This window comes from Mesorhizobium sp. WSM4832 (assembly GCF_055811115.1).
The window spans coordinates 62,327-88,069 of the sequence record NZ_JBVVQH010000026.1; the positions used below are offsets into that span (position 1 = coordinate 62,327).

General features: G+C 59.3%; 20 protein-coding genes and 1 pseudogene. 14 read left to right on the plus strand and 7 right to left on the minus strand.

Annotated elements, in window-relative coordinates; translation table 11 throughout:
* Nucleotides 1–18 precede the first annotated feature (18 nt).
* Nucleotides 19–480 (plus strand): RidA family protein, encoded by a 462-nt coding sequence (locus AC0L2L_RS29110; RefSeq protein WP_027168643.1) that lies wholly within the window; start codon nucleotides 19–21, stop codon nucleotides 478–480.
* Nucleotides 481–497: 17 nt separating this feature from the next.
* On the plus strand, nucleotides 498–1,703 hold the full coding sequence (locus tag AC0L2L_RS29115; RefSeq protein ID WP_473583314.1) for an aminotransferase class V-fold PLP-dependent enzyme: 1,206 nt from the start codon (nucleotides 498–500) through the stop codon (nucleotides 1,701–1,703).
* 186 nt (nucleotides 1,704–1,889) lie between these two features.
* Here AC0L2L_RS29115 and AC0L2L_RS29120 read toward each other — a convergent pair.
* The 3 genes and pseudogenes from AC0L2L_RS29120 to AC0L2L_RS29130 all read right to left on the minus strand — a co-directional run.
* Nucleotides 1,890–2,149 (minus strand): annotated as a pseudogene (locus tag AC0L2L_RS29120) (glycosyltransferase family 2 protein); the annotation flags it as partial.
* Nucleotides 2,150–2,317: 168 nt separating this feature from the next.
* A complete protein-coding gene (locus AC0L2L_RS29125; RefSeq protein ID WP_473583315.1) occupies nucleotides 2,318–2,626 on the minus strand; it encodes a hypothetical protein in 309 nt (102 codons plus the stop codon).
* Nucleotides 2,627–3,572: 946 nt separating this feature from the next.
* Complete coding sequence (locus AC0L2L_RS29130; protein WP_473583316.1) at nucleotides 3,573–3,839, minus strand: chemotaxis protein CheB; 267 nt, start codon at nucleotides 3,837–3,839, stop codon at nucleotides 3,573–3,575.
* A 277-nt stretch (nucleotides 3,840–4,116) separates the two neighbouring features.
* On the opposite strand from AC0L2L_RS29130, the gene AC0L2L_RS29135 reads away from it, so the two are divergent.
* Nucleotides 4,117–4,548 (plus strand): hypothetical protein, encoded by a 432-nt coding sequence (locus tag AC0L2L_RS29135; RefSeq protein ID WP_473583317.1) that lies wholly within the window; start codon nucleotides 4,117–4,119, stop codon nucleotides 4,546–4,548.
* A 275-nt stretch (nucleotides 4,549–4,823) separates the two neighbouring features.
* Here the strand turns inward: AC0L2L_RS29135 and AC0L2L_RS29140 are convergent, their stop codons facing one another.
* On the minus strand, nucleotides 4,824–6,197 hold the full coding sequence (locus tag AC0L2L_RS29140; RefSeq protein ID WP_473583318.1) for an HlyD family type I secretion periplasmic adaptor subunit: 1,374 nt from the start codon (nucleotides 6,195–6,197) through the stop codon (nucleotides 4,824–4,826).
* On the minus strand, nucleotides 6,190–7,944 hold the full coding sequence (locus AC0L2L_RS29145; protein WP_473583319.1) for a type I secretion system permease/ATPase: 1,755 nt from the start codon (nucleotides 7,942–7,944) through the stop codon (nucleotides 6,190–6,192). Before AC0L2L_RS29145 ends, AC0L2L_RS29140 begins: the two co-directional genes overlap by 8 nt.
* 416 nt (nucleotides 7,945–8,360) lie before the next feature.
* On the opposite strand from AC0L2L_RS29145, the gene AC0L2L_RS29150 reads away from it, so the two are divergent.
* The 6 genes from AC0L2L_RS29150 to AC0L2L_RS29175 all read left to right on the plus strand — a co-directional run bounded on the left by AC0L2L_RS29150 (nucleotide 8,361) and on the right by AC0L2L_RS29175 (nucleotide 17,457).
* Nucleotides 8,361–9,815, plus strand: coding sequence for a calcium-binding protein (locus tag AC0L2L_RS29150; RefSeq protein ID WP_473583320.1), 1,455 nt, complete (start codon nucleotides 8,361–8,363; stop codon nucleotides 9,813–9,815).
* A 330-nt stretch (nucleotides 9,816–10,145) separates the two neighbouring features.
* Nucleotides 10,146–10,376, plus strand: a complete 231-nt coding sequence (locus AC0L2L_RS29155) for a hypothetical protein (protein ID WP_473583321.1) — start codon at nucleotides 10,146–10,148, stop codon at nucleotides 10,374–10,376.
* Between the two features lie 365 nt (nucleotides 10,377–10,741).
* On the plus strand, nucleotides 10,742–11,965 hold the full coding sequence (locus AC0L2L_RS29160; RefSeq protein WP_473583322.1) for a glycosyltransferase family 4 protein: 1,224 nt from the start codon (nucleotides 10,742–10,744) through the stop codon (nucleotides 11,963–11,965).
* Nucleotides 11,962–13,230: an O-antigen ligase family protein gene (locus tag AC0L2L_RS29165; protein ID WP_473583323.1), complete on the plus strand. Its 1,269-nt coding sequence runs from the start codon at nucleotides 11,962–11,964 to the stop codon at nucleotides 13,228–13,230. Before AC0L2L_RS29160 ends, AC0L2L_RS29165 begins: the two co-directional genes overlap by 4 nt.
* Nucleotides 13,230–15,227, plus strand: a complete 1,998-nt coding sequence (gene asnB, locus AC0L2L_RS29170; protein ID WP_473583324.1) for an asparagine synthase (glutamine-hydrolyzing) — start codon at nucleotides 13,230–13,232, stop codon at nucleotides 15,225–15,227. Before AC0L2L_RS29165 ends, asnB begins: the two co-directional genes overlap by 1 nt.
* A 1-nt stretch (nucleotide 15,228) precedes the next feature.
* Complete coding sequence (locus tag AC0L2L_RS29175; protein WP_473583325.1) at nucleotides 15,229–17,457, plus strand: GumC family protein; 2,229 nt, start codon at nucleotides 15,229–15,231, stop codon at nucleotides 17,455–17,457.
* A gap of 732 nt (nucleotides 17,458–18,189) precedes the next feature.
* On the opposite strand, the gene AC0L2L_RS29180 is transcribed toward AC0L2L_RS29175, so the two are convergent.
* Nucleotides 18,190–19,272 (minus strand): class I SAM-dependent methyltransferase, encoded by a 1,083-nt coding sequence (locus AC0L2L_RS29180; RefSeq protein ID WP_473583326.1) that lies wholly within the window; start codon nucleotides 19,270–19,272, stop codon nucleotides 18,190–18,192.
* Between the two features lie 406 nt (nucleotides 19,273–19,678).
* Between AC0L2L_RS29180 and AC0L2L_RS29185 the strand changes: the two genes are divergently transcribed.
* From AC0L2L_RS29185 to AC0L2L_RS29200, 4 genes are all read left to right on the plus strand, one after another.
* Nucleotides 19,679–20,077: a hypothetical protein gene (locus AC0L2L_RS29185; protein WP_473583327.1), complete on the plus strand. Its 399-nt coding sequence runs from the start codon at nucleotides 19,679–19,681 to the stop codon at nucleotides 20,075–20,077.
* A 35-nt stretch (nucleotides 20,078–20,112) separates the two neighbouring features.
* Complete coding sequence (locus tag AC0L2L_RS29190; RefSeq protein WP_473583328.1) at nucleotides 20,113–20,883, plus strand: hypothetical protein; 771 nt, start codon at nucleotides 20,113–20,115, stop codon at nucleotides 20,881–20,883.
* Between the two features lie 313 nt (nucleotides 20,884–21,196).
* Nucleotides 21,197–22,516 carry a lipopolysaccharide biosynthesis protein gene (locus AC0L2L_RS29195; RefSeq protein ID WP_473583329.1) on the plus strand — a complete coding sequence of 440 codons (1,320 nt, stop codon included), beginning with the start codon at nucleotides 21,197–21,199 and terminating at the stop codon, nucleotides 22,514–22,516.
* Nucleotides 22,497–23,600 (plus strand): glycosyltransferase family 2 protein, encoded by a 1,104-nt coding sequence (locus tag AC0L2L_RS29200; protein ID WP_473583330.1) that lies wholly within the window; start codon nucleotides 22,497–22,499, stop codon nucleotides 23,598–23,600. The genes AC0L2L_RS29195 and AC0L2L_RS29200 overlap by 20 nt, the downstream gene beginning before the upstream one ends.
* 313 nt (nucleotides 23,601–23,913) lie before the next feature.
* Here the strand turns inward: AC0L2L_RS29200 and AC0L2L_RS29205 are convergent, their stop codons facing one another.
* Nucleotides 23,914–24,612 carry a helix-turn-helix transcriptional regulator gene (locus tag AC0L2L_RS29205; RefSeq protein ID WP_473583331.1) on the minus strand — a complete coding sequence of 233 codons (699 nt, stop codon included), beginning with the start codon at nucleotides 24,610–24,612 and terminating at the stop codon, nucleotides 23,914–23,916.
* Nucleotides 24,613–24,833: 221 nt separating this feature from the next.
* On the opposite strand from AC0L2L_RS29205, the gene AC0L2L_RS29210 reads away from it, so the two are divergent.
* Entirely contained in the window at nucleotides 24,834–25,742 is a 909-nt protein-coding gene (locus AC0L2L_RS29210) for an HWE histidine kinase domain-containing protein (protein ID WP_473583332.1), read from the plus strand.
* Nucleotide 25,743 lies beyond the last annotated feature (1 nt).

Consider the following 25,743-nt stretch of genomic DNA (forward strand, 5'->3'; position numbering starts at 1 on the left):
CCTAGGGAGCCTTCTTCCATGACGCCTTACATCCGGCTCGCCGAACTCGGCCTGACGCTGCCCGAACCGCCGACGCCCATCGCCAACTTCGTCACTCATGCCGAGAGCGGCCGGCTGATCTTCCTGTCCGGCCAGGGGCCGCTGCGCGCCGACGGCACGCTTTGCACCGGCAAGGTCGGCGAGGACGTCACCGTCGAGCAGGCCTATGAGCATGCCCGCCTCACCGGCCTCAATTTGCTCGCTGTCATGCATGAGGCGGCGGGCGACCTCGGCCGCATCGTGCGCGTGGTGAAGCTGCTCGGCTTCGTCAACGCGACGCCGACCTTCAGCGACCACCCGAAAGTGGTCAATGGCTGCTCCGACCTGTTCGCCGATGTCTTCGACCGGATCGGCGGCCATGCGCGCTCGGCGATCGGCGTCGGCTCGCTGCCTGGAAACATCACTGTCGAAATCGAAGCGGTCGTCGAGATCGCTTCCTGACATTAGGATCTGCTGTCATGAAAACCTTTTCCGAAACCGGCTCCAACACCACGATCCGCGAGCGGCTGGGGCTTAGGCCCATCATAAACGTCTCCGGCACGATGACGACGCTCGGAGCCTCGATCATCATCCCCGAGGCGATCAGCGCCATGGCGGAGATCGCCTCACAATGGGTGGAGATGGATGACCTGCAGCGCGCCGCGAGCACGGTCGTCGCGCGCCTGACCGGCGGCGAAGCCGGCTTCATTACCGCATGTTGCGCCTCCGGCATCACCATGGCCGTCGCCGGCACCATGACCGGCACCAACCTTTTGGCAATCGAACGGCTGCCGGACAACACCGAAGGGCTGAAGTCGGAGGTCGTCATCCAGCTCGGCCATATCGTCAACTACGGCGCGCCGATCGATCAGTCGGCCCGGGTCGCCGGCGCCAAGGTCGTGCCCGCGGGCACGGTGAGCGTCACGCAGGATTATCATGTGCGCGAGGCGATCAACGAGCGCACGGCGGCAGCGCTCTACGTCGTCGCGCACCACACGGTTCAATACGGCATGCTTTCGCTGGAGGAATTCTGCAAGATTTGTCATGCCAAAAAAGTTCCGGTGATCGTCGACGCGGCGTCCGAATACGATCTGCGAAGCTTCCTCGCGCGCGGCGCCGATATCGTCGTCTACAGCGGCCACAAATTCCTCAGCGGGCCGACCAGCGGCATCGTCACCGGCCGCAAGGACCTTGTCCGGGCCGCCTATCTGCAGAACCGCGGCGTCGCGCGTGCCATGAAGGTCGGCAAGGAAAGCATCGCTGGCACCATGGCGGCGCTCGAAGCCTGGGAAAAGCGCGACCATGCCGGCATCCGCCGACGCGAAGAGGCGGCGCTCAGCCTGTGGAAGGAGGCGCTGCAGGACATTCCCGGCATCGGTGCGCAGATCATTCCGGACCCGACCGCCAACCCGCTCGACCGCCTGCAGGTCTTCGTGCGGCCCGAAAGCCGCTTCACCGCAGCTGGCCTGGCTTCCGCGCTTGCCGCCAGCTCGCCGCCGATCATCGTGCGCAACCACGAGGTCGAGCGCGGCCACTTCTTCCTCGACCCATGCAACCTCCATCCCGGCGAGGCCGAGATCGTGGCCGACCGGCTGAGGGCGGTGCTGGCGGCGAAGGAGCGGCCAGCGGATGCGATAAAGGCGGCGCGCAAGGATTCCGCCGGCGCCCTGCGCTGGCCGGATTAGACTCTCATTTGTCCGGCCGGCCGCAGGGCAATTGCTTCAGCGAAATGAGAGTTTCTGATTTGTCGCTAAGACCGAGGTCGAAAAGTGTGGGCGATAGAGGTGCAATTCGGCTAGGCTTGGCCGTCAGCAAAAGCACTCCTCTTCGGAGACCACCATGGTCCATTGACCCCACACTTTGGTACTCTCCTATCTCATTGCGTAACGGACGAACCTTGACATCCGTAAATGCAAAGCTGGCCTGGACGACGCGACAAGCTTTGACGATAGAACTGCCGTCGCCACGCGTCGAGGAAGCACACCAACGGATAGAAACGAGGCTGCCAGGATGGCACGGCGTTGCAAGGAGGCATTCATTTCCAGGCTGGCGGCGGCGCCTGCGGCAGCCAAGGCCAGCCTGCAATCTGCGGTGACGGGGTGTCGACCCCATCCACGCACAGCAAAGCCAGACCTTATCGTCATCGACGGCAGTCAGACCAATCACGAGGCAATCCGATCCTGCGGTGCCGAAAGCCGCCTATGCCGAGCTTCGCGCCTGCCATCGTTCGCCCCTTCAACGTGTTTGGACCCGAATCTATGCGCAAGGTCGAAACGCATGCAAGCCGTTGGAAGGGAACCTAGGCTGGCTTGTCTACCAGCGGCTTCTTTCTTGTCGGTGGCTTGTAGGCGATCACCAGCCTGACTGTATCGGCGTTCACGGTGACCGGAATCCCGAGGTTGATCGTGACCTTGCCGTCATCAACACGCGTCACGTCCCCTCGAAGCTCGATCTCCTGGCCGTGTGTCACCTTCGACGTTCGATCAACAATCGAGTGCGGCTGTGCATAGGATGGGATCGATACGCTCACCCGGTCCTCTGTGACCCGCCTGCGCACCTTCGCCGTGATGGCGACCTCATCGCCGATGTTGATGCTGCCCTTAGCCATGCGCATTTAACTCCGAACAGGGGAGTTAGTTCTAAAGCGATCGCTAATGGAACAATCGACCGGCCACCCTGTTGGGGCCGCGCGGTACGGTTCGTGATATCTCCGGCCGCTAGGAGTCTCGATCCCCTTTGGCTCCGAGACGGGCCTGCCCGGTTGACCCACGCCGGGCGGGCCCGTTTCGTTTCAGTCGTCCAACTCGGGGCGGAAGTGCCGATGGTCCGCCGCGGATGTTTCACCATCACCGCAGCGGTCTAAGGTGGCCGGCGCCTCTCGTTGGGGAAATTGCTATGTCCAAACGACGTGATCGCGTACTCTTGGCAGCAGGGCGTGCAGGAATATATTCTACACTCGGTGCGGCGATCCACTCACGGGGACCGCTAACGTCGAACAAATATCCCTTCGTCGAAGACACGCTCGGCCAGAAGCTGCAGGCCTGCAAAGGCCGTGAGAGGCTCGCCTGCCTATTGCCGGCGCGCCACGCCAACCAAGCCCGTTCGGCATCATGTCGATAACGGGCCGACATCGGCTGCACAACGAGGTAGGTCGCACAAGTAATGCGTGTATTAGTACACCCTAATTAGTACTGTAGGGCCTTTCGGTCGACTGCCTGACGTGCAAGCGTAAGGCGACTCTAGACGTTGCCGAACTGGTCAAGCGGCTCGGGCCGGTCACGGATGCCTGCACTGGGATCTGATCGAGGTGATCTTCTATCACGGATGCCACGCCGCAGCGCGATGACCGGCGGCCCGGCCGGCTGCGGGGGTAGCACGAACAGGGCCTGACCGGCGGGGGCTCACAACACATGGCGCCGGCTGAAGGCGATTATACTCCCGCCCCCGCCATCCATAGGGCGGGACTGTCTCACATTAGGAAATTATCCATGGCGCGAAATGTGCCGCCGCCACATAGATGCAGCCTGTCTTGAAAGCCGCGTCGTTGCTGGCCGCTATCGCGTCGAGCGCCCACGCGGTCGAGGATCCGGCAGATAGCTGAACTGGCCGTTGTGCAGCACGATGAACACGGCCGCCGGGAAATCGACGGGCAGGTTGCCAACAATCCGCTTCAGCGGCTCGATGCCGCCCGTCGACGCGCCGATAACGATGACGTTCTGGTTGTTCGAAGCCTCAGATGCGCCTTTGGACGGACATTTTGCGAACGACCTCCAAATTGGGCTGTCAACCACCGCGACGATCACGGCGACCTCGCGGTTCAAGCGATCCGGTCAGTCGTTGAACCGCCGGTCGGTTCGCGCGCCAGGCGCAGCCGCGACGGCGCCTGAGAAAACCGCTTGGCGTGAAGTCTGTGCGGGAACATCGGAGATCGCTGACAGTTCGGCTTTACTTCGGATGCCTCGCCAAGGCGTCTGTTGAAGATCGGTGGGCAACACCTGATCAGCCCGTGCGTGTCCCTCGCATGCGGGGGCTTCAGCGCTCCGGCAGAACCTGCCGCGCGCTGTGCAGATGTCGCCGCTATTAGAACAGGAGACAGCAATGAAGCATCAGACATCATATGAACTTCAATCGGTTGCGGCCATTGACCGGCTTGGATTGATCCCTCTTGCAACGAGAGCGCAGCGGATAGAGCGGTGGGCTGATTTGCTCGATCGAAATCCCATGCGGTGCCTCTCGGCGCTAACGGGCACCGAATATGTCGATCCCGAGGTTCGCGAACGGGTGCGGGCGGACGGGTCGCCGCTCGCGGTTGCGTTCGATGATCCATTGCTGCGCGCCGCCGGATTGCAGTCGGACACGTATGGCGAAGCCAAACGCTTCTTCGAACTTTCCGATTGGCAGTTGCACGATGTCGTCTGCAGCTGTCACGCCGGCGCCACGATGCAGGCCAGTTGGGCTGCCGCGCGGGTTCGCAGGCTCATCACCGGAAACCGGATTCTGGCCTGGCTCAGAAGCCGCTTCGTGCATTGAAAAGGCTCGTCCGGCGAACTCAGGTCGCCGGAGACAACGCCAAAAAGTATTTCTTGGCCGGGCTAGCCCAATCAGCACCCGGCGGCTTCTGCACCCAGCAGCGGCCCGGCGCTCTGGCGGAATCAGCCGCCGCGCGCCGGACCTGACCGGCGGGGGCTAGGACGAAAAACATGGCACCGGCTACCCCGAAGACATATCAGTCTTTGCTAATTTCTCCGCCATGCGAACGAAGGACGCCAACAGCGTGAGGAAGAATGGTCCGAACGAGGACCGACCTACCGGAAAGCGCGTGACATCTGGTCGGTAAGTGGCTTCAGCAGATAAGACCAGACGCTGTGCTGACCCGTGCTTATGTGAACCTCGGCCGGCATGCCCGCCTTGAGCACTTTCGCGTCTGTCAGGCAATCGGTCTTGTTCTCGACACTGATGCGAGCCGAGAAATAGGAGAGCTGGCGCTGTTGGTCCTTGATCAGGTCTGCAGAAATCCATTTCACCGTGCCCTGGCAGGCGGGTGTCGTGCCGGCATCGAATGCCGGGAAACGAATTGAGACCGGTTGACCGGAACGAATATCATCCACTCTCGGCGGGGGAATAAGCGCGTCGACGACAAGATTGTCCGCATCGGGGACAATTGTCATGAGCAACTCCCCTGGAGCGATTACACCGCCAACCGTATGGACAGTGGATTGTTGTATCGTTCCGGATTGCGGCGCGCGGATTTCAGTTTTGGTCAACTCGTCCTGCGCCACGATCTTGCGCTCGTCGAGCTCGGTTCGCTTGGCTTCCGTTTCACGCAGCTCTTTCGTCACTTCGCTGCGCCTTTGTTCGTCAAGCTGCAGAACCTGCAATTCGGTTTCGGTGATCTTGACCTGGGCTTCCGCGACGGCCGCCGCCAGCCGCCCAGATTCGCCTTTGGCCCGTGTCGCGTCCAGCCTGACGTTGCTGAGCCTCTCTTTCGAAACCAGTTTCTTGGAGTAGAGAGTATCCACATCGGTAAGATCGCGGCCCAGCAAAGCCGCGGATTCGTCCATCGCAGCCTGCTGTGCCTTCAGGCCTTCGAGCTGACGCTGGATCTGCTCGGTTTGGCTCCGAAGCAACGTTTTTTGGCCCGCCAATTCCGACGCCCGCGTTTCGAGCAAGGCGCGCTCGCCATCGATCAGCGCTACCACGCTTGGCTTGTCCATCTCCGCCTGAAGGGCGGCTGGAAGCTGCATTGTCTCCCGCCCCTGTCGCTCCGCCTCCAGCCGGGCAAGCCGTGCTGTGGCGCGGTCGAAATCCTCGCTGATAATCTGAAGATTTGCCCGCGCCAGCGTATCGTCCAGTCTGACCAACACGTCGCCGGCCCGAACATGATCGCCATCTTGCGCAAAGATGCCGCTGATCGTGCCGCCAGCCTGGTGCTGGACCTTCTTGGTGTTGCTCTCAACCACCACCGTCGCGGGTGCGATTACGGCGCCCGCAATCTCAGTCAAGCCAAGCCACAGTCCTCCGCCGACGACCAGCAGGCAAGTCACTGCCACTCCGAGAGCCAGGCTGGGTCCGAGGCTGCCGGGGGACTTGAGCGACTTCGCATCCGTGCCGCGCTGACCACCATCAAGCCAGGCGTGAGACGGCAGGAACGCAAAGACCCGAGACAGGACATCATGCATGTCCGCTTACACCCCTTTGAATTGGAACGACCGGGGATGGGCGGACCGTCGCAGGAGAGGGTGGTCGCCCCATGCTCGCCAAGATCTCCTCGCGGGAGCCAAACGAGCGGACCATGCCATTGGCCAGCACCAGAACCTGATCAATGTTGGTAAGAGCGGACGGACGGTGTGCGACGACAATGACGATGCCTCCACGCTGACGCACGGTCAGAATGGCTCCGGCAAGTGCGGCATCACCTTCGACATCCAGATTTGAGTTTGGCTCGTCCAGGACAACGAGAAAAGGCTCGCCATAGAGTGCCCTGGCGAGGCCGATCAATTGTCTCTGACCTGCCGACAAAGCCCTGCCGCCCTCGCCAATGCGTGTTTGGAAACCCTCCGGCAGGTGCATGATCATTGAGTAGACGCCTGCGGCCCTGGCGGCTGCAAGCACGCCTTTGGGATCGCTCTTGCCGCCGAATCTGGAGATGTTGTCCGCTACGGTTCCGTCAAAAAGCTCGACGTCCTGAGGCAGATAGCCGATGTGAGCGCCGAGCGAATGTGGGTTCCACTGATCGAGAGGGGCCCCATCCAACCTCACCGTGCCGTGCAGCGGCCTCCAGGCTCCGACCAGTGCCCGCACGAGCGTCGTCTTCCCGGAACCGCTTGGGCCCACAATGGCCATGCCCGCGCCGCGGGACAGTTGGAAGCTTACGTCAAGCACGGTCGGCTTTGGCATGCCGGGCGGCGCCACCGTCAAATTCTCGACCGCCAGCCGCGTTTGCGGCTGGGGCAATTCCATGAGGTCGATCGGGTTTTCAAAGGAATCCAACATGGCCCTGAGTTGGAAATAGCTGTGCCGTGTCGCCAGAAAGCTTTTCCAGTTTGCGATCGCCGCATCAACCGGAGCAAGCGCGCGGCCCAGCAATATGGACGATGCGATGATCACCCCGGGGGATGCTTCCCCGCCGACGACAAGGTAAGCGCCAAGGCCGAGCACCGAAGACTGCAGCGCCATCCTCAGCGCCTTCGACAACGAGCTGGTCCCGCCTATGATGTCCGAGAGCCGCTCCTGATGGGCCAGGTAGCTATGAACGATGTCGCTCCAGCGCCCGGCCAGCCTGGAAGACAGGCCCATGGCCTGGACGACCTCTGCGTTGCGACGGCCGGACTCAGCAAGAGCACGCTGCGAGATCATGGCTTCGGATGTCAGCTTGGCAGGCCTGCGACCGAAAATTTCCGCGACCGCGGTCAGCGCCACGACGGCAAGAGCACCGATGGTCGCCAGCACACCGAGCGACGGGTGCAGCATATAGATGACCAGCAGATAAAACGGAATCCAGGGCGCATCGAAGACGACAGTAGGCCCCGATCCCGACAGAAAGCCGCGCAGGTGGTCGAGGTCTCGCAAGGGGTCCAGCCGGTCTGCCTCCCGACCGGCCTTGAGCGGTAAAAGCACCGATATGGCGAAGGCTCTTTGGTGAAGGTTCCTGTAGAGCCGGCTGCCAACGCGGACCAATAGACGAAGCCGCACGAAGTCGAGCAGTCCGTAGGCTGCGTATAGACCCAGCATGCCAACGGTCAATCCAACCAGAGTCGGAACGCTCTGGGAGGGCAGCACCCGGTCATAGACCTGGAGCATATAGAGAGATCCGGTTAATGCCAGGAGGTTCGTCACTGCGGAAAAAAGCCCAACCCCAAACAATCCCGGTGCGCAGTCGGACATTGCGGTTCGTAAAAGTGAGGATGATTCTTGCTTGATCTTCATTTGCCTTCTTATTCTCACGCGGATAACCGCGCATTTATTTTGGCCTTGCCCCGTATTGGAAGCCTTCACTGAATGGATTGTCAGGCCCGATCGATATGCCGGACGTGAGGCCTCGCTAATGTAGCCTACTTTAATCGAAATGAAGCGAAATCGTGGCGCTGTGCCAAAATGGGACCGGCTGAATCAGTGGAAAGCGGGGACAATATTGAAGGATACGGTTCGTGATACGTTGACTAACGAAGCGTGACCGAACTGAAAACGCTGTGTTTTTTTCTGCAAGGCGCCAACCAACGAATGGTGGCGCGATCAATTATTTTGACCGACGAAATCTGTATGTGATTTTTGTCTAATGTAGCTTTCAATTAGGCAGGCGGAGCGGGGCGGGGCGCGTTGCCGAATCACAAGAAGGAATAAGCATGGCAACTCTTCACTATGCATCGGGCGGTTCGACCGCCGAGGTCGCAACGGCCGGATTCAATCTCGTCGACGTCCAATATCTTTCGCAGGTAAACGCACTGCCTGACGGAATGAAAGCTTTGGTGTATCTCAACGCCCATGATGGCGCCACCTCGTCCTTCATTGATCAAGTCACTCCCTTCCTCAACAATCCAAAGGTGTTCGGATTCTATCTCTGCGATGAGCCTGACCCGACTGGTCACTGGCATTCGCTGACGACCGCGGCAAATCTGAAGGCCGAATCTGACTGGATTCATTCCAATTTCCCGGGCGCAAAGACCTTCATCTCGATGATGAACATGGGGTCCAACGCCGATCCGAGTTTCGCCAATACTTACAATCCGGCAAACACGGGTATCGACTATTACGGCATGGGTGCCTACGTTATCCATTCCAATACGGGCAGTAATCCTGACTACTCGATGATCGATCGCCTCGTCGCGGCCGCGGTTGCATCAGGCATTCCGGCTGACCGTATCGTCCCGGAATTCCAGGCTTTCGGCGGCGGGAATTGGGTGAGCGAAAGTGGCTCCGCCTTTGCTGTACCGACCGCTGAGCAGGCGAAGGCTGTGTTTGATCACTGGGCCAAGCTGGTCCCGTCGCCGGCGTTCGACTATACCTATGCATGGGGCTCACAAAACGGCGATACCGCCCTTGAGAACTCTGCGGCGTTGCAGGCGGTCTTCCGCGAGCACAATACCAACTCGACTTCGTCGACGCCGCCGACGACCACTGAACCGACACCGCCTGCAACCTCCGAGCCCACGCCGCCAACGTCGGATGCGACGCCCCCGCCGACAACCACAGACCCTTCACACGTCGATCAGGTTGTTCACGGCAGCAAGGGCAATAACACCTATCACGTCAACAATGCGCATGACAAAATAATGGAAGGCGTCACCGGCGGCTTCGACAAGGTGATGGCCTCGGTCAGCTATGCCCTATCCGCCGGCTCGCATATCGAACAGCTCGCCACCTCCAAGACGGGCGGCAAAACTGCCATCGATCTGACAGGCAACGAGTTCGGCCAGACGATCAACGGCAACAACGGCGACAACAAGATAAACGGCGGCGGCGGCTCAGACCTGTTGAAGGGCCATGGGGGCCACGATGCCTTCGTGTTCAACACGGCCCTTGGCAAGTACAACATCGACAGGATCGCCGACTTCAACGTTTCGCAAGACAAGATCCATCTCGACCATGCCATATTCGCCGGGCTTCAGAAGGGCGCGCTTGCAGCCGGCGATTTCCACATCGGTCGCAGTGCACATGATGCGAGCGATCACATCATCTACAACAGTACGACCGGGGCGCTCTCCTTCGACGGCGACGGAATTGGCGGGCATGCCCAGATACAATTTGCCTCGGTTGCTCCACATCTCCACTTGGGCGAGCACTCCTTTCTTGTAATCTGACAAGGCGCCCTGCCGGTAGGAGCGACTCAGCACTCCTACCGGTTCGGTCTGTGAAACCGTTCTCGCGCCGTTCTATGCATAGGGTTCGGCCAACGGGAGTAACCCTCGTCTGGATGACGAACTTTAGCTCTCGTCCATTTGGTCGCCTCTCCTCCTGTATGATCTTTGCAGCTGCTGCTTTTCCCCCTAGACATCAGGTCCACCTTTCAAAATCAGATCACCCCTTGCGTGCGCGGGCCGACGCCTCCGCGCGTTTCGTGGCTTTGTGGAACATTTTGCCCGGACCGAGGTTGATGATCTGGTCGCGGGACAAGGGTGCGGGAGAATGACATGCCGAATTACGAGGTTGAGGAGATTTTCGCCGGAAAGGTGATGGTCTCCCACAAGGTTGTTGCGCCAACGCCATTCCGGGCCGCCAAGCTCGCGACGAACCGGGATATTACGCTGCGCAATTCCGAGGTCCGATGGATACGGGTCTTCGAAGAAGATAGACGGCATCGGGCGTACGAATATACCGTCATTGAGCGACCCCGGTTTGCTTCGCACGGTGAGCCATCATAGTCCCAAGTCTGCGCACATCGGTCCGGTCCTCGCATCGGAATTAACGATGGCTTTTGATGCGTCATCGCAGGTCCTGCAGCTCCAGCCGGACGCTCGATGGCGAGGGATCCCCGTTAACCAGCCAGCATTAGACCGAGCTGAGCGTTGTCGCCCAACCTGCACCGGCTCCAGCATCATACTATCCTGATCGCGCCGCTGAACCGACCGGTTCCGTCATTTAAACGGACGAGGACAAGCTTCGGGTCCGTCCGTAGCTTGATGGCCGATCGAACGCATTCCTCGCAAAGATAGCGGGCCATGAGAGACTATCCAAGTTCCAGCCATTTTGGGCAGCTGGTGGACCGCAGCGTTTTGGGGGTAGCAAAATGAAGCCGCACCTGGTCTGCGTCGGCGGCGAGGATCACGCGCTGAGAATTCCGTTTCTCATGGAAATGCGCGAGAGAGGCTTCCAGGTCACGGCTATCTCAAGTGGCGAGGAAGCTCCATTCCTGCGCCACGGTATAGCGCACCGAAGCTATAGCTTTGACCGCTTTGCCACCGGTGGCGGTGATGCAGGCACGATCAGAACACTTCGCAGATTGATATCGGAACTGCGCCCGGACATTGTCCAAAGTTTCGATACGAAGCCCAATCTCTTGACACCGCTGGCCGTGCGCGGACAGGCACCGGTCATCCGCACCATCAACGGGTTGGGCTGGACGTTCTCATCACTCCGGCCGAGCGCCCTGGCACTTCGTCCTGTCTTTTGCGGGCTGCAGTGGCTTGCGTCCTTCTGGACTGCTGCGACGGTCTTCCAAAACCGCGACGACCAGGCATTTTTTGAACGCTATCGGCTGATCGGACGCGGGGACAGTCTTCTTATCGGCGGATCCGGCATCGACATCGGCGCGTTCACAGCCGCGAGACGGCTTGGTTCATCGGCAGCAAGGTTGCGTCAGGAATTCGGGCTGCAGTCGGCTGAGGTCGTCATGTTTGTCGGGCGCTTGACTCGTCAAAAAGGGATATCGACCCTTCTTGCGGCGGCTCCAAAAGTCCTCGCCAAAAGACCAAATACGCGCTTCGTCTTTGTCGGCCCGTGGCAGTCCGAGGGTCCGTTTGCCGTCGAAGCGTCGGAATTTGAGCGCTTCGAGCCTCACGTCGTCGTGCTTGGGAAACGGCAGGACGTTCCTGCTCTTCTGGGCATGGCTGACATATTCGCCTTCCCAACCGAATACCGCGAGGGAATTCCGCGCGTGTTGCTGGAAGCGGGTCTCGCGGAATTGCCGACAGTTGCTTCCAGAATGCCCGGTTGTAGCGATTTCATCGAAGACGGATGGAACGGCTACCTCGTCGCGCCGCGCGACCCGGATGCGCTCGCAGATCGCATAGTCGACCTGCTGTCGGATCGGCCCCTCGCAGCGATTTTCGGCAGCCGCTCCGCCGCAGTTGTCAGGGAGCGATTTGCACTGCCGTTGATAGTCGACCAGTACTGCGAGCTGTACGACAATACGATCAACGCCAGATCCCAAGGCGGGTCTGTTCGGCTGCGCCCCACGACCGCGCCTCGGCGCCACCTCGCGGATCAGCGGCTCGGTGGAATGAACGGATGAGCCGGGACGCGCTCCTCGCCCTTGGGGTCGTAATTGCCGGTGCGACGCAGCTTAGCCTTCCTGGCTCGTCTTTCGGCTACGGCGAATTGTTCCTGGTCCTCTGGATCATCCTGTCGATCGGACGGATACTCGTCGGCGGCCGCACCGTGCTGACAGTCGCATTGACCAAACTCGCCGGCTTCTGGCTGGTGATGACGGGCGCTTTGGCTTTCGGCACCATCGTCGCCTATTTCACCTCGATCCTATACCCGACCGGGCTGGTACACGATACCGAAGCCTATCTTCTGTTGGCCTGCATTACTTGTCTGGCTGCCGCGGAACCCGATGCCGGCCGCCATTTGCGTCGCAGTGCGTGGTGGCTGATCGCGATCGCGAATGTCACACTTGCCATTCAGGTGGTGCAGGGCTGGGGGTGGCTCCCCCAGGCTGGTATCGAGTTATGGTACTGGGATCGCTTTCGTGGCTGGTCGGAGAATCCAAATCAACTCGCGCTCTACTGCGCGATCTTTGGAACACTGGCTTTGCATCTTGCGACGACCACCCGCAACGGTTGGGGTAGGCTCCTTGGCATCGCCAGCGTGTTCTTCACCTTCTATGTGGGACGGCTGACCAAGAGTGACGCCTACTTGTACACCAGCATCCTGACTTGCCTCACATTCCTCGGGCTGCGATTCAGGACATGGCTCAAAACAGCTGGCAATAAGGTCAGCCTTTCACGGCAGGCCCTGCTCCTATTGCTCATCGGCAGTTTTCCGATGGCCGTCTCGATCACCCCCTATGTTCTGTCAGAGGCCAACACTCTCGAAAGCTTCGCCAAGAGCCTGACCAAGGACAATGGCGGCGAAGCGACAGCCGAAACCGCCGAGCTCCGCTTATATCTTTGGAGCGCGGCGTTGGAGAAGGGCGTGCAATCAGGGTCTATGGGCCTCGGTCCGGGTCCGCATGTCAGCCGCCCGGCAACCTGGGAGAGACAGTTTGATTTTCTTACACGACCCTTCGAGGCTCACAACACGATACTCGATCTATACACTCAAGGTGGCGCCATCTCGGTTCTGGCGCTGGCCTGGCTCGTTGGCGTAGCCATTATGTCGGCGTGGCGCGTGAAGCTGGACGCGCTGTTGGCGCTCATGGTGTCGATCGTCATCTTCAGCATGCCACACCTGATTATCCGTCACCCGATCGTGTGGTTTGCGCTGACCCTGTGCCTTGTTGCGGGTACGCCTCGCGAGTTCGCTCCGCGGCTCGAGCCCAAAAGGGTTGCGTGATGTGTGGGATTGCTGGAATTCTTCTCGCAGACGCCGCCGCGAATATGAAGCCGCTCGAGGCAATAAGCCTGCTGACGACGCCCCTTCGGCACCGTGGGCCGGACGGCGAAGGACGTTGGACAGATCGTGAAGCGGGCATTGCGCTGGGCCACCGGCGACTGGCGATCGTCGACCTGTCGGCGACGGGGCGTCAGCCCATGCATTCCGCTAGCGGCCGGTATGTAGTCGCCTTCAATGGCGAGATTTACAATTTCAGAGACCTCCGGCGCGAACTTGAAGTGGCCGGGCATCGATTTCGCGGCACTGGTGACACGGAGGTTATGCTGTGCGCCATCGAGGCTTGGGGCATCGGGGCCGCCCTTAAACGCTTTGCGGGCATGTTTGCGTTTGCGTTGTGGGACCTAAAGACCAGAACCCTTCATCTCGTACGGGATCGAATGGGCAAAAAACCACTTTACGTTGCGTTGGTCGGGCATGCCCTGGTGTTTGCATCCGAGCTGAAGGCGATCCGCTGCTTTCCGGGCTTCTCGGCCGAACTCGACCTTGATGCGACCGCAGTCATGCTTTCGAGAGGGTGGATACCGGATCATAAATGCATCTGGCAGGGTGTGTTCAAGCTACCGCCCGGTTCCCTGCTCTCCGTTAGACCCACTGATCTTGCTCAAGCGGGCTGCGCCGACGCTCTTCGCCGGCGGGTGAAACAGTGGTGGTCGCTGGCCGGGGTCGCCGCCGCAGGCCGGGAAAATCAGATCGCCGGCAACGACGAGGATCTGACCGACGAACTGGACAACCTGCTTCGGCTCGCCGTTCGTGAACGGATGATCGCTGACGTGCCATTGGGCGGCTTTCTGTCAGGTGGGATTGACAGCTCCACCGTGGTGGCACTGATGCAAGCCCAATCGAAAAGTCCGGTACGCACATTCACGATCGCCTTTGCAGAGGCCGGCTTCGACGAGGCCCCTTATGCGGCCGAAGTAGCACGGCATTTGGGAACCGATCACACAGAACTTCACCTTTCACCGACCGCCGCACGCGAGGTCATTCCAGAATTGCCGCATATCTGGGACGAGCCTTTCGCCGACGAATCACAGATTCCAACGCTGTTGGTGGCGCGGCTCGCCCGCCAGCATGTGACTGTGGCGCTATCGGGTGACGGTGGCGATGAATGTTTCGCGGGATATGCCCGTCATTTCATGGCGGAGAGATTGAAGCGGCATCAGCGGCTGCCCATACGACTGCGCCGGGCATTGGCGGCTGGGGCAGGGTTGCTTGCCCGCGCGGTCCGTTCAGATATCGTTGAAAACCTGCCGCTTTCGGCGAGTGTCAGGCATGCGCTACGGGGTGACCGGCTCGATCGGCTTGGTCCGCTGCTCGCCGCAATTAGCGAAGACGAGTTGTATCAGAGGCTGAAGGGATCGGCGGTCGAAAACCTCACCCGGCAGCAGCTGCCCACATCGAACGATAGTGCACAACAGCTCGACGGATTGCTGTCCCGTCTCTTGTATGACGACATGGCGGGCTACCTGCCTGGCGACATACTGGTGAAGCTGGATCGCGCCACTATGGCCAACAGCCTCGAGGGACGATGCCCGCTTCTCGATCATCGGGTCGTCGAATTTGCCTGGCGCCTTCCGTCCAATGTGAAGGTTCGCAATGGCGGCGGTAAGTGGATACTTCGTCACTTGCTGCGCCGCTATCTTCCGGAGCGGTTGATCGACAGGCCAAAGCAAGGTTTTGATGTGCCCATAGCAGTCTGGCTGAGAGGCCCGCTGCGCATTTGGGCCAACGACCTTATCGCCGATATGCGCAGTTCCGGAGACGGGATATTCGACCTTGCCAAGGTGGACGCGTGCTGGCGCGACCACGTCGACGGAAAGCACAATCATTCCCGCGAATTGTGGCCAGCTCTAATGTTCCAGGCCTGGCGCAAAGAGGCGAGCGGATCGTCGGTGTCAGAAGGGGTGCTTTCTCGAGTGCCCGAACCTACAGGAGTATAAGATGGAAGGGTCCAAAATTAGCCACATCCATCTTTCGCAAGTGCCCCCGCCCGTACCCGAAACCAATCGCATGAGACGGCCGTTGCGAGAGCAGGTAGACACGCAAACGCCGCTCCATCAGCTCCTCGTTACCCTTCAGCGGAAGAGATGGTTCTTGCTTGCCATGGTCGTCGCGGGCGGTGTCCTGGCCGCCCTTTTGGGTCTTGCGCGACCTTCCCTGTACGAGGCCACCACACAGATACTCGTTGATGCGCCCAGCAGGGCGGCTCCGGTCGGCGGTTTGAGTTCCACCCAGGATCTGCTGGAATCCAGCATCGACGACCATATAACCATGCTCTCGTCGCAGAGCCATCTGCGAAGTGTCGTGGCGGCGTTGCGCAAAACAGATGCCGCCAATGTTGCCAAAGCCGCCGACGGTACAAAACAGGCTGATGTCGCGACCGCAACCTCTTCTCCCGATCCGGCTCGCGTCGAGCCGCCGAAATCGCGCTCCGTTCTGGACGATTTGCTGGCGAAAATCTGGCCGCAAAGCACGCCGGCAGGGCCAGATGCGGCTGAACTAAAGGTGCTGCGCGACGGTATAAGGATTGGGCAGGAATTGAGGTCCAGAGTTATCAGTGTCGGCTTTACCGACAAGGATCCTACGCGCGCCGCTCTTGTGGCCAATACGTTTGTCCATGTGTATATTGCCGATCTTGCAAGCCGAAGTCAGGCTTCAGACGAACAGGAGCTCGACTCGATAGTTGCCGGGCTGCCGGCTATACGAGACAGTCTCGCGGAAGCGACGGATCGTCTGGAAAGATATCGGCTGAGCCATGGCGCAGCGGATCAAGGTGCGGCGGACAACGCGGCCAAGGAGACTGCCGAACTTACCCAGCAGATATCGATGTCCAAAGCGGACCTCGCCGCGCAAGTATCCCGCCTTCAACGCATTCAGGACCTTCGCAAGCAGAAAGCACCATTGGCGTCGCTGGTCGAAGCGATCGGTACGTCCGAGTTGACCGACCTTGCAACTCGCCAGGCCCGTGCGCCGGAAGACAAGGGTATAAGCAAAGCGATTGACAATGCAGTAGAGCAAGGTTTGGCTCGTGTTGCCGCTGAGGTCGACATTTATCGCTCTCAGGTCGGGGCTCTGGAATATCGCAAGAAGGTTCTCGATGCCGTTGTGGCCGATACAGCCGGTCGGCTCTCCGGATTGCGTGCGCTTGAGCCGCAGGTGAGCATCCTGACCCAGCGATACAACGACCTATTGGCCCGTCAACAGGATCTGAAGCGGCGGATTGCAAATCCGTCCGCTGGAGTCGGGGTTCTTTCCGCCGCTTGGCCGCCTACCAATCCAACGACCCTTCCACCAATTTTCCTCGTTCCGCCGGGCATGATCGTGTTCGGCCTGATCGGAGGAATTCTCGTACTCCTCCGCCGACATTTCGATCGTACTTTGCGCGGCGAGGCTGAAGCTGAAGCAGCGCTTAAGGTTCCGTGCCTGGCGCTGATACCTCGGGCCGCCGTCACGCACGCCAAGCGACTGAAGCAGCTGGTGCTAGGCCAGCAGGAGTCCGGATACAGCCGCGCCGTGACGTCGCTGCTTGTCGCCGCGGCACCAAGTCAACTGAGATCTCGCTCCGCGCAGGTCATGCTTGTGACGTCCAGCATGCCCGATGATGGCGCGACCGAGCTCGCCTGGAGCTTGGCATTAGTTGCGACGCGCCTGGGCGGCCGAGTCCTTATGGTCGATCTTGAACCCAAGGGCGCTCAACTCACGCTTGAGTTTCTGGACCAGTATGGTGGGCCTAAGGCTCGCCATTCATTCGCGGACTATGTTTGCAATCGGTGCACTTTGGAGGGTGCTGTCACCAGCATGCCAGAAATCGGCATCGACCTGATGACCCTCGGCCCTTCGGAGGATCTGCTGACGCTTCTGTCACGCGGGAACGGGTCTGAAGTGATGGAAGATCTACACTCGGTTTACAGCGTAGTTGTCTTAAATGGACCATCGGGGCTTGGGAGGCCGGAAGCCAGATTCCTCACCGAATGGGCGGACGTGGTGCTTTTCGCCGTCCGGTGGGCGAAGACGCAACGCCATGTCGCACGCGGTGTTCTGGAACTGCTTCAGGGAGATGATTCCATTCCGGTGCCCGTCGGCAGCGTTCTTACGCGGGTGAATCTCAAAAAACATGCCGGATATCGGCTCGGCGACAGCGCCGACCTCCTGCGCGAGAAGGTGATTTGAGGACCGCCGGCTCGTACTCCGGCACGAGCGAGAGTATCGCCAAGTCTTTGCGAATACCGTGCGGCCGATCGACGGGTGCTAGGGAGGTCAACACCCGATACTCGGTGGACTTCATCCGATCTAACACCTTATCGAGCTGGGTAAACCATCGAGCATCCAGTGGATTTCCTGCCGCTGTCGGACACAAGCCGTGGAACCGGTTGGGCGGGCGAGTTGCGGCAATTGCGCGCCGTTGCGTCTTCAATCGCCTTGTCGCGGAACTTCTTCTGCGCCGGAAGGGCGACATCTAGCTAGCGTCACCAGCACCTGCGGGGGATGCCCTGGTTCCCGACCCATCAAATTTGGGGTGGGAAGTGCCCTTCTTGCCCTGGCCATGGTCTACCTTGGGCAAGCGCCCGCCGCCTTGCTTCGCCTGCTCGGTTCGAAGCCCTGGTAGTTATCGGCATGCTGCCCTTTTCAATGTATCTGTGGCAGCATCCCTTTGCTCAGTTTCCAGGGATAATTGGAAGGGTTCTCGGCCTTGGAGCCGCATCGCCCGGTCGGTGTTGAGGTACTTTGTTGTCGAACGACCAGCGCGTCGTTACATCAACAACCAATTCGAACGCATACGGTCAGCTTCGATGCTTCGCCCGGCTGGCCTTTGATGACTTTGCGGTTCAGGGCGAGATCCCAACCATAACGGACGGTCCCGAACTGCTCTCACTATTTGAAAAAATTCCAGACGGAAGACCGTTACGCACTTTCTTGGAATTGCTCTTGGCCGTTCATTGCAGCCAGGCTTGATGTCTCCGTAGCGTCGGTCGGCGAGGAGACTTTGTCGATCCTCGCCCAGAGTGCGTTCCCGCCCAGCGTCGACGCGTTGCTGACCGCATATGCCCATGCTGGCAGGCGCGATGGTGAAATCGCCAAAGCGGTCAAAGCCTGTGCAATCCGTTGAGCTTTGCTTCGCGGCAGGGCGCGGACGAACTCACTCAGGCTGCCCGGCTTTTCTCCCTTGCGCAAATAGCTGTTCACGATGTCTTGTTTGAGGAATCCAAGCAGGTTGAACGGTTCCCGCTCACATTTGGTCAGTTGCAAGCCATGCCGCCGGCAAATCGCGTCGAACGCTTGTTTCGTCCATCGGCCGATGTGATTGGGTGGCATGTCAATGAGGGATCCATGAGACTCCATATAGTATGTTCTGTTTTCGTTGGGCACCGCAATGAAGACAGACCCGTGCGGCTTCAGCAGGAACTTCAATCGAGTGAAGACGTCGTCTACGTCGTCCATGTGTTCGAACACCTGAAACAAGCAGATGAAGTCGAATGACTCCTGCAACCGATCAAAGCTGTCGCCGCGAACGTCGCCTGAAAACGTCGTGAAACCCTTTGATGACAATACCGATTGCGATGTTTCGTTATAATCGACCGCAAAAATATCCGAAGGTTTGAAGAATTTATTTTTGACGCGGTCCAGAAAAAAGCCGAATCCGGCACCCACGTCCATGACAGTTTTTCCGTCGGTCCTCAGGTCCGCAAGTTCTTCGATTGTTCTTGCATACTCCCATCTCATCCTTGGATATGAAGGATGCGCCCAGGCCAGGTTGTAAAATTCGATGCCCCCCGCGACGAACGGATCTGCGAAACCGAATCCGCAATCTGTGCATCTGCGGATATCGCACATGTTGCTGCCCCAGAGGTTTGACAAGTGGCTCGTCAATTTTCGAAAGCGAACTGGCTCCTGGCGCGGATTGAGAAAGTGTCTAGAGGCTTCGTCAGCCGTCACTTCGAATAATTTCGCAGTTGATACGCTGCGACACGCCGGACAAATGGTCATCTCGCTTGTCCCAAAAACCTTGCCGAATGAATCTGCGCTTCTGAAAAGGCAAAATGCGGATGGAGCTTACGACCGGCGCCAAACGTCACCATCATCCATCTAAATGACATCGTCCGGCACGGCGCGCGATGAATTCCTGCATCTAGGTGGCCAGTTCGAGAGCTACCTCTGCCTGCGGGGAGGCTAGCGATTGTTGACTCCTCGCGCCGGTTTCCGTGAGTGCGTCGCGCTGGGTGCCGATGTTCGAGAATGAACCCGTTTGCCATGATTTGCATTGAGCGGACACACAAATTCGCGATCCAGCCGCGCTGCCGAATCGTGTCATTCAGATGGATGATGGTGAAGTCGGGCGCCCATCGTAAGCTCCTCATATCGTGATGACTTTGGCTCTCGGAAGTGCGAACTCATGTCAGACAGGGCCAGCGACATTCCGAGATCCGACACGGGTCCCAGGGCCAAGAAAGCGACCATCGATATTCCGCCGAGCCCGGCTCTGGCGCGCGCGGACAGCCTTGTATGCAGGGATGAACTGCAGGCTGAGTATAGCCTGGACATCATCAAAGGGCCGTCCGGCCTTGCCGGGCCGGAAGCAAGGTTCCTGACGAGTCGGGCGAACGCGATCCTTCTTGCCGTTAGCTGGAACAGGACGCCGCGCGATATCGCTCGCGGTGTTTTGGAGCTGCCTCAAAGGGACGGCACAATTTCGATTCCCGCCGCGAGCGTTCTCACCCGGGTCAATCTTAAACGACACGTCAGATATCGGTTCGGCGACAGCGCGGATTTGTTACTTCCGCGGATGCCGTGAGTCCAGCCGCGAGGCGCTATGTCGAGTGTTGAATCGTGATCGTCGAGCTCTTCGGTCCGCCCGGTTCGGGCAAGACAACTTTCGCCCTCATTCTTGCCAGCCGACTGCGCGAGGACGGATACCGTGCCGAAGTTGTCCGCAGCTACCAACCAGCGACCAGATCCGGGACACTTGATCTGGGCGTCTTACTGTTCGTGACAAGGATCGTCTCGGCAACCGCTTCTACGGCCAAGATTATTTTTTTCCCACGAACCGGCAGGTCAAATCTGTCGAAATCTCTGTCGATGCTCAGAGCAATACCTCCGAAAGGACCAATCTGGCGCGCCCGAATTTGGCAGCACATACTGAAACTGTCGCACGCTTGGGATCGAGCGAAGCTGGCCCAGGATATTCTAATCTTCGACGAAGGTTACGTTCAGGCAGTTGGATCTCTGGCGTTACTCAATGGGAGTGCGGACAAAGCCGCTCTCGCAACGATGCTAGGCAATGTACCGGTCGCGGATCTCACGATTAGAGTCGTGGCGCCACGAGCGACGGTGGCGGCTCGTCTTCGCCGGCGCATGGAACGCGAGCCCCCGGCGGAGAGGCTCTTCGAGGCCGATTTCGAAGTCAATATGCATTCCCTCAGCGTCTTCAAGACGATGAGCGACATACTTGCCATGTCAGGGCGGGACGTTATTTGTGCGAAAACTTCAAGCCAACGCTCGACAATGAAGAGCACGCAAGAGGTTGAGCAGGCGATCATCGCCAGGTACATTCCGAATAAACCGGATAGTGAGCGCCGTCAGGTCGAGCGGCCATCCTAAACGTCGAGCAGCCATCCTAAACATTGGGACTTCACGGGCCACCGGCCGCCCGCCTCGCGCCCATCCAACCCGCTGATCCAGCCCGGCCAAAACGTAGCTGAGTTTTGCCGCCGACACAGTTTCGTGAAGCCGCTACTGACGCTTCATTTCACCCATTGCGGAATCGAGCTGGCATTGGGACGTGCAACATCATTCAGGTGAATGATGGCGAGGTGCGGCAGCCACCGTACGCTCGCCATCCCAGTCGCCAGCCGCTTCTCGGAGTCGCGAACCAATGTCCTACAGCGACTTTCTGAGGTCCAGGGAGGAGCGGATGACAGCAAGCCCGATCAGCAAGATCGTCCGCGCTGCGGGCGTTGTTTCGGCAATGGCAATTGCAGGGCAACTCACGCTGGTCGCCACCATTCCGATATTGGCCCGCCTCTATTCCCCCGCGGAGTTTGGCGTCTTCACGATCTATCTTTCAACCGTGAACATCCTCGGCGCGGTCGCAGCGCTGCGCTTCGAGCCCTCTCTCTACGGCGTCAAGGAAATCGAGCAGACCTATGTCACTGTCAAGCTCATCGTGCTGGCCATATTGAGCACTGGTGTGCTGGCCCTTGCGGTCGGGCAGGTGCTTCTGAGCTTTGCGCCCGCCCAACTCAGAAATCTGTTCTGGCTGGTTCCGATTGGGATGAGCGGCGCAGCGCTTGTTGAAACTATGAATTGCTTGGCCTTGCGTGCGGGCCTGCTGCGCGACTTCGCCCTCGGCCGTCTCATCCTGCCGGCCACCATGGCGCTGCTGCAATTGGTTTTCGGCCTTGCCCATCTCGGGGGCGAAGCGATGGTGCACGCGCATGTCCTCAGCCAGTTTATTTTTCTCGCTTTTCTGGGATTCCGGATTCTGAGTTGGCAAGACGTGCGCGGCATTTGCCGATCATCATGGAGAAGTGCGTTCGATAAGGCCGCCAGGGAATACAAGTTCCCATTGTTCGACATCCCCGCGACCCTCGGCAGTTATGCCATCAACAATCTTCCGGCGATTATCGTGGGGTCGTTGTTCGGCGCCGCCTTCGCTGGTTATCTCGGCGTCGCGACACGGCTGGTGACCGGGCCCATCGTGCTGATAGCCACTCCGTTAGGCAATGTGTTCGTCGCCGAGGCAAACAAGGACAGCAGTGGTGGCCGTATGTTCTGTATCGCGCGGGGACTCCTGCTGCTTGCCGCTGGCCTCACCGCATTGCCGATATTGGCGCTTGGGCTAGCAGCCCCTTATCTTGTCGTGCCGCTCCTGGGCGAGGCTTGGATTCCGACGGCCCAAATCATGACTGCCTTGGCATTCATGGGTGCCGTCCAGGCCTTGTCGACACCGCTCAGCGAAGTCCCTACTCTGTTGCGGCGGCAGGAGGTACGGCTGGTCGTCGACGCCGCGCGGATGGTGCTTGTCTTCGGTCCGCTGCTCGCCGGCGCCGAAGCGGGCTGGGAGCCTATCGACGTCATCTATCTCATGGCGGCAGGCGGGACGGTCGGGTTTGCCATCAAAACCGCCGCCTCGCTGTACCTTCTGAAGCGCGACACCGAACCGGCACCGGCAACGCTGTCGAGTCCGTATCCAATCGCGAGGAAAAACTACGATGAAGCTCCTGTTGACTAGCGACGCGAGCTCCGAAGGAGCTGTGCCCTCGGCAGAATCCGTCGCTGGCGGCAAAAGTGAGACAGATCTGCCGCCCGGTCCGGTGACCGATATCGCTCATCCTGCGGGCGCTTCGAGCGAACGACCATTCATTTCCGTTGCCGTCCCGACGTATCGCCGGCCGGACACTATTCGGCGCACCATCGATAGTATCGTGGGGCAAGACTTTTCCAACTGGGAACTTGTTGTCAGCGACGACGAGGGACGAGGGGGGCAGAGCTGGTCCATTGTAGAAGAGTATGCGCGAAGCGATCCGCGCATCCGGATTGTTGAAAACCACAGGGGCAGAGGGCAGGTGGAGAACACCAACAATGCCATGCTTGCCTGCACGGGTAAATGGATCAAGTTGTTGCATGACGATGATTGGCTAGCCCCGGGAGCGCTGAAAAGATTTGCCGAAATCTCGGTTGAATATCCGTCGGTAGCATTCATGACCTGCGCGGCGCATGTTGTGGAGGAGAACCGGGTCGTAACGCGGTCGGATCCGCCGGAGCAAAACCGGATTTCGCTCTATTCAAGCCAGCAGTGCCTGACGGACCTGTATCTCGTACGAGTGACAAGGAGTCTAGGTATCATACCTTCGACGCTGCTGATCAACGCCGCGGTAATTCACGCCGGATGCCAGATGCGCGCCCATAAATCCATCCCGGCCGGTGTCGATCAACTGTTCTTTGTCGATCTCGCACGACATGGGGAGATGGTGGCAATCAACGAAGGTCTGATCTTCTACGATGCTACACATCATCCAAGCATAACGACGTCGAAGAGCTACGAAGAGGTGGACGAGGTCACGCTTGCCGTCAAACAGCTTAACTGGCATCTGATCGAGGATAGAAAAGGCCTTCCGAGACCCGAGCCGCTTTTGCGTGCGCTGCGGGTCGCTCGTATCCCAGCCAGGTTCCGACATCAATCATTGCGAACGACAATGCGAGACGCGGTGCAAATCCTTCGGCCGTCAGTCATGAAGATCGCAAACCAGTACGCCCTGGAATACCTGTTCAAGATACGCCCAAAACTTGGCGCAGTGCAGACCCGCAAACGCTGACGCGACCCCTTGCGAGATGCTAGAGCAGTTCACCGTTTCACGGAAACGGCGAACCGCTCTGTCTCTTTCTTTTTTGCGCAATTTGGGATGGAAAGCCGTTTCATACCTTCCTGGAATTGCTCCAGGCGCTGCTCCTGAGAACTGCGTGCGGCTCAATGCTCTACATCCGGCGCGGGCCATTGGCATAGTCGCGCATCAGCGCGTTCCATACGTTTGGTGTCGTGGGGAGAAGCCCGCCCTTTGCCTGGGTAAACCAGAGCCGGTGACGCTCCGCAAAGTCGAGGCGCACGGGACAGTCGGAAGCGTGCCGGCTCTACGGCAGCACCGAGATGCGCCCCAGGAGGGCGACCAGTTCCGCCTGGCGCCTCGTCTCCGTCTTGGCAAACAGCGACGCCAGCTGGGTGCGGATCGTGGTCCGGCTGAGCCGGCTGCGCTCGGCAATTTCCAAGGGGGCATCGCCACTCGCCAAACGCAACGCCAGATGCGTTTCGGCGCAGGTCAATCCGAACATTTTCCGCAGGGTCTCCGGATTAGGCCCGGTTCTCGGCTGACGGTCGAGGAGCGCGACAATGATAGACCCATCGGGGGTGACAGCGCCTTCTTCATTCATGACAACGGGCCGATCCCCGGCACTGCGGATTACGATCCAGGACAATGATCCGGCTACAAAATGAGTAGGAACGCCCGCTGTCAGGCTCCGTAGCGCCGCCGATAGGTCACCAGGCGAATCCAGAGAATCCTCACAGGCGGTGAGGATGGTTTCGGCTGCCGCATTCCATTCGAGCACCCTTTTTGACTCGCTCAGCACAAGCCACCCACAGCCTATGCGCTCGAGCATGCCGGTTATGGAATCAAGGCACGGCCGCACGTATTTGCTGGTTGTGATCGGCCTGATGGTTTTGCGAGAGGCGTCTCGGGCGAAAGCAGTCGCTGTTCTGCTGCCGGAGCCAGCCGCTATCATGCCAGCTGTCGCGATCTTTCTCGTGTCGTTGTGCCCGCTGACCAGATTCATGGATCATCCATCCTCGTTATCCATCTCTGCTATCCGTGCTTGACGATCGATAGCCAGAAGGTTGGGTGCTGGTTTTTATAAGGCCTCGATTTTTGGCGACCTGGAAGCATGCAGACGTATTAGCTGCAGGCTCGACGGTCTAACCTCGACGGGCTAAGCCGAAAGTTGTAGTTAGGTTGGATGAGGGTGCCGAGGGAGGTACAATCCTGTCGCGAGCTCACTTGGCGTCGACGGCTGTACTGGTCGCTACGCTGCTCTTTGAGGTTAGTGTTTCCCTAGCGGGCGCCACAGACCCCGCCTTCCTCGAATTTATTCCGGCGATCGTCGTCATCGCCTTCCTGGAAAACCGCCGGATTGCGCTCGCATCAACGCTTTTGATGGCGGCCGCCGGCCTGGGTTCCCGGATAATTGTGAATGGCCAGATTCTCGCCGATGAGTGGGTACGCGCAATCCTGCTTGTGCTTTCCGGCGGGATGATCGCCTTTCTTTTGGACCGGTCCAGCCGCCAATCCGCACTGTTGTCCGCGGCCCTAAGGAAGCAAGAAAAATTGATGCTGGAACAGCGTCACCGGTTCAGCAATCTGTTCCCCGTCATCACGGCGATAGTGAAGATGCTGGATGCGCCGGAGGGCGATCTCGCCAATTTCAAAGAAACTCTCGTTGAGCGAATTCGCGCGCTCGAGGCGACGCATACGCTGCTCATGCACAGCGCTGACGGATCATCCACCATTCATGATCTCATCGTTCAGGAACTCAAGCCTTTCCTAGAAGCGGGCAAGGCAACGATCACAGGCCCTGACATCAAGATTTCAGGCGGGGCGGCGGAGAGTTTTGCAATGATAGTCCACGAACTCACCACCAATTCGATCAAGCATGGCGTGCTCGGGGATGCGCTAGGCAAGGTTGAGGCACGTTGGGCTCTTGCGCCAGGCGAGCAGAGCGACGAGATTGTTTTTGACTGGATAGAAACGGGGCGCCGACGCGCAACTTCGATCAAGCGCCAGGGTTTTGGATCGATGATTCTTGGAGCCGACGGAACGCCTCTTCTCGGTCATTCCTCGCAATTCGAAATCAGGGAGGATGGATTGCGCTATTCCCTCCGGCTGTCGCGGAAGGAAGTCCAAGCTTAGC

What these genes read in the sequence shown, in the direction of transcription:
- AC0L2L_RS29110 (WP_027168643.1), top strand. Translation starts at nt 19, where the DNA reads ATGACGCCTTACATCCGGCTCGCCGAACTCGGCCTGACGCTGCCCGAA.
- AC0L2L_RS29115 (WP_473583314.1), top strand. Translation starts at nt 498, where the DNA reads ATGAAAACCTTTTCCGAAACCGGCTCCAACACCACGATCCGCGAGCGG.
- AC0L2L_RS29125 (WP_473583315.1), bottom strand. Translation starts at nt 2,626, where the DNA reads ATGGCTAAGGGCAGCATCAACATCGGCGATGAGGTCGCCATCACGGCG.
- AC0L2L_RS29135 (WP_473583317.1), top strand. Translation starts at nt 4,117, where the DNA reads ATGAAGCATCAGACATCATATGAACTTCAATCGGTTGCGGCCATTGAC.
- AC0L2L_RS29140 (WP_473583318.1), bottom strand. Translation starts at nt 6,197, where the DNA reads ATGCATGATGTCCTGTCTCGGGTCTTTGCGTTCCTGCCGTCTCACGCC.
- AC0L2L_RS29145 (WP_473583319.1), bottom strand. Translation starts at nt 7,944, where the DNA reads ATGAAGATCAAGCAAGAATCATCCTCACTTTTACGAACCGCAATGTCC.
- AC0L2L_RS29150 (WP_473583320.1), top strand. Translation starts at nt 8,361, where the DNA reads ATGGCAACTCTTCACTATGCATCGGGCGGTTCGACCGCCGAGGTCGCA.
- AC0L2L_RS29155 (WP_473583321.1), top strand. Translation starts at nt 10,146, where the DNA reads ATGCCGAATTACGAGGTTGAGGAGATTTTCGCCGGAAAGGTGATGGTC.
- AC0L2L_RS29160 (WP_473583322.1), top strand. Translation starts at nt 10,742, where the DNA reads ATGAAGCCGCACCTGGTCTGCGTCGGCGGCGAGGATCACGCGCTGAGA.
- AC0L2L_RS29165 (WP_473583323.1), top strand. Translation starts at nt 11,962, where the DNA reads ATGAGCCGGGACGCGCTCCTCGCCCTTGGGGTCGTAATTGCCGGTGCG.
- asnB (WP_473583324.1), top strand. Translation starts at nt 13,230, where the DNA reads ATGTGTGGGATTGCTGGAATTCTTCTCGCAGACGCCGCCGCGAATATG.
- AC0L2L_RS29175 (WP_473583325.1), top strand. Translation starts at nt 15,229, where the DNA reads ATGGAAGGGTCCAAAATTAGCCACATCCATCTTTCGCAAGTGCCCCCG.
- AC0L2L_RS29180 (WP_473583326.1), bottom strand. Translation starts at nt 19,272, where the DNA reads ATGACCATTTGTCCGGCGTGTCGCAGCGTATCAACTGCGAAATTATTC.
- AC0L2L_RS29185 (WP_473583327.1), top strand. Translation starts at nt 19,679, where the DNA reads ATGTCAGACAGGGCCAGCGACATTCCGAGATCCGACACGGGTCCCAGG.
- AC0L2L_RS29195 (WP_473583329.1), top strand. Translation starts at nt 21,197, where the DNA reads ATGACAGCAAGCCCGATCAGCAAGATCGTCCGCGCTGCGGGCGTTGTT.
- AC0L2L_RS29200 (WP_473583330.1), top strand. Translation starts at nt 22,497, where the DNA reads ATGAAGCTCCTGTTGACTAGCGACGCGAGCTCCGAAGGAGCTGTGCCC.
- AC0L2L_RS29205 (WP_473583331.1), bottom strand. Translation starts at nt 24,612, where the DNA reads ATGAATCTGGTCAGCGGGCACAACGACACGAGAAAGATCGCGACAGCT.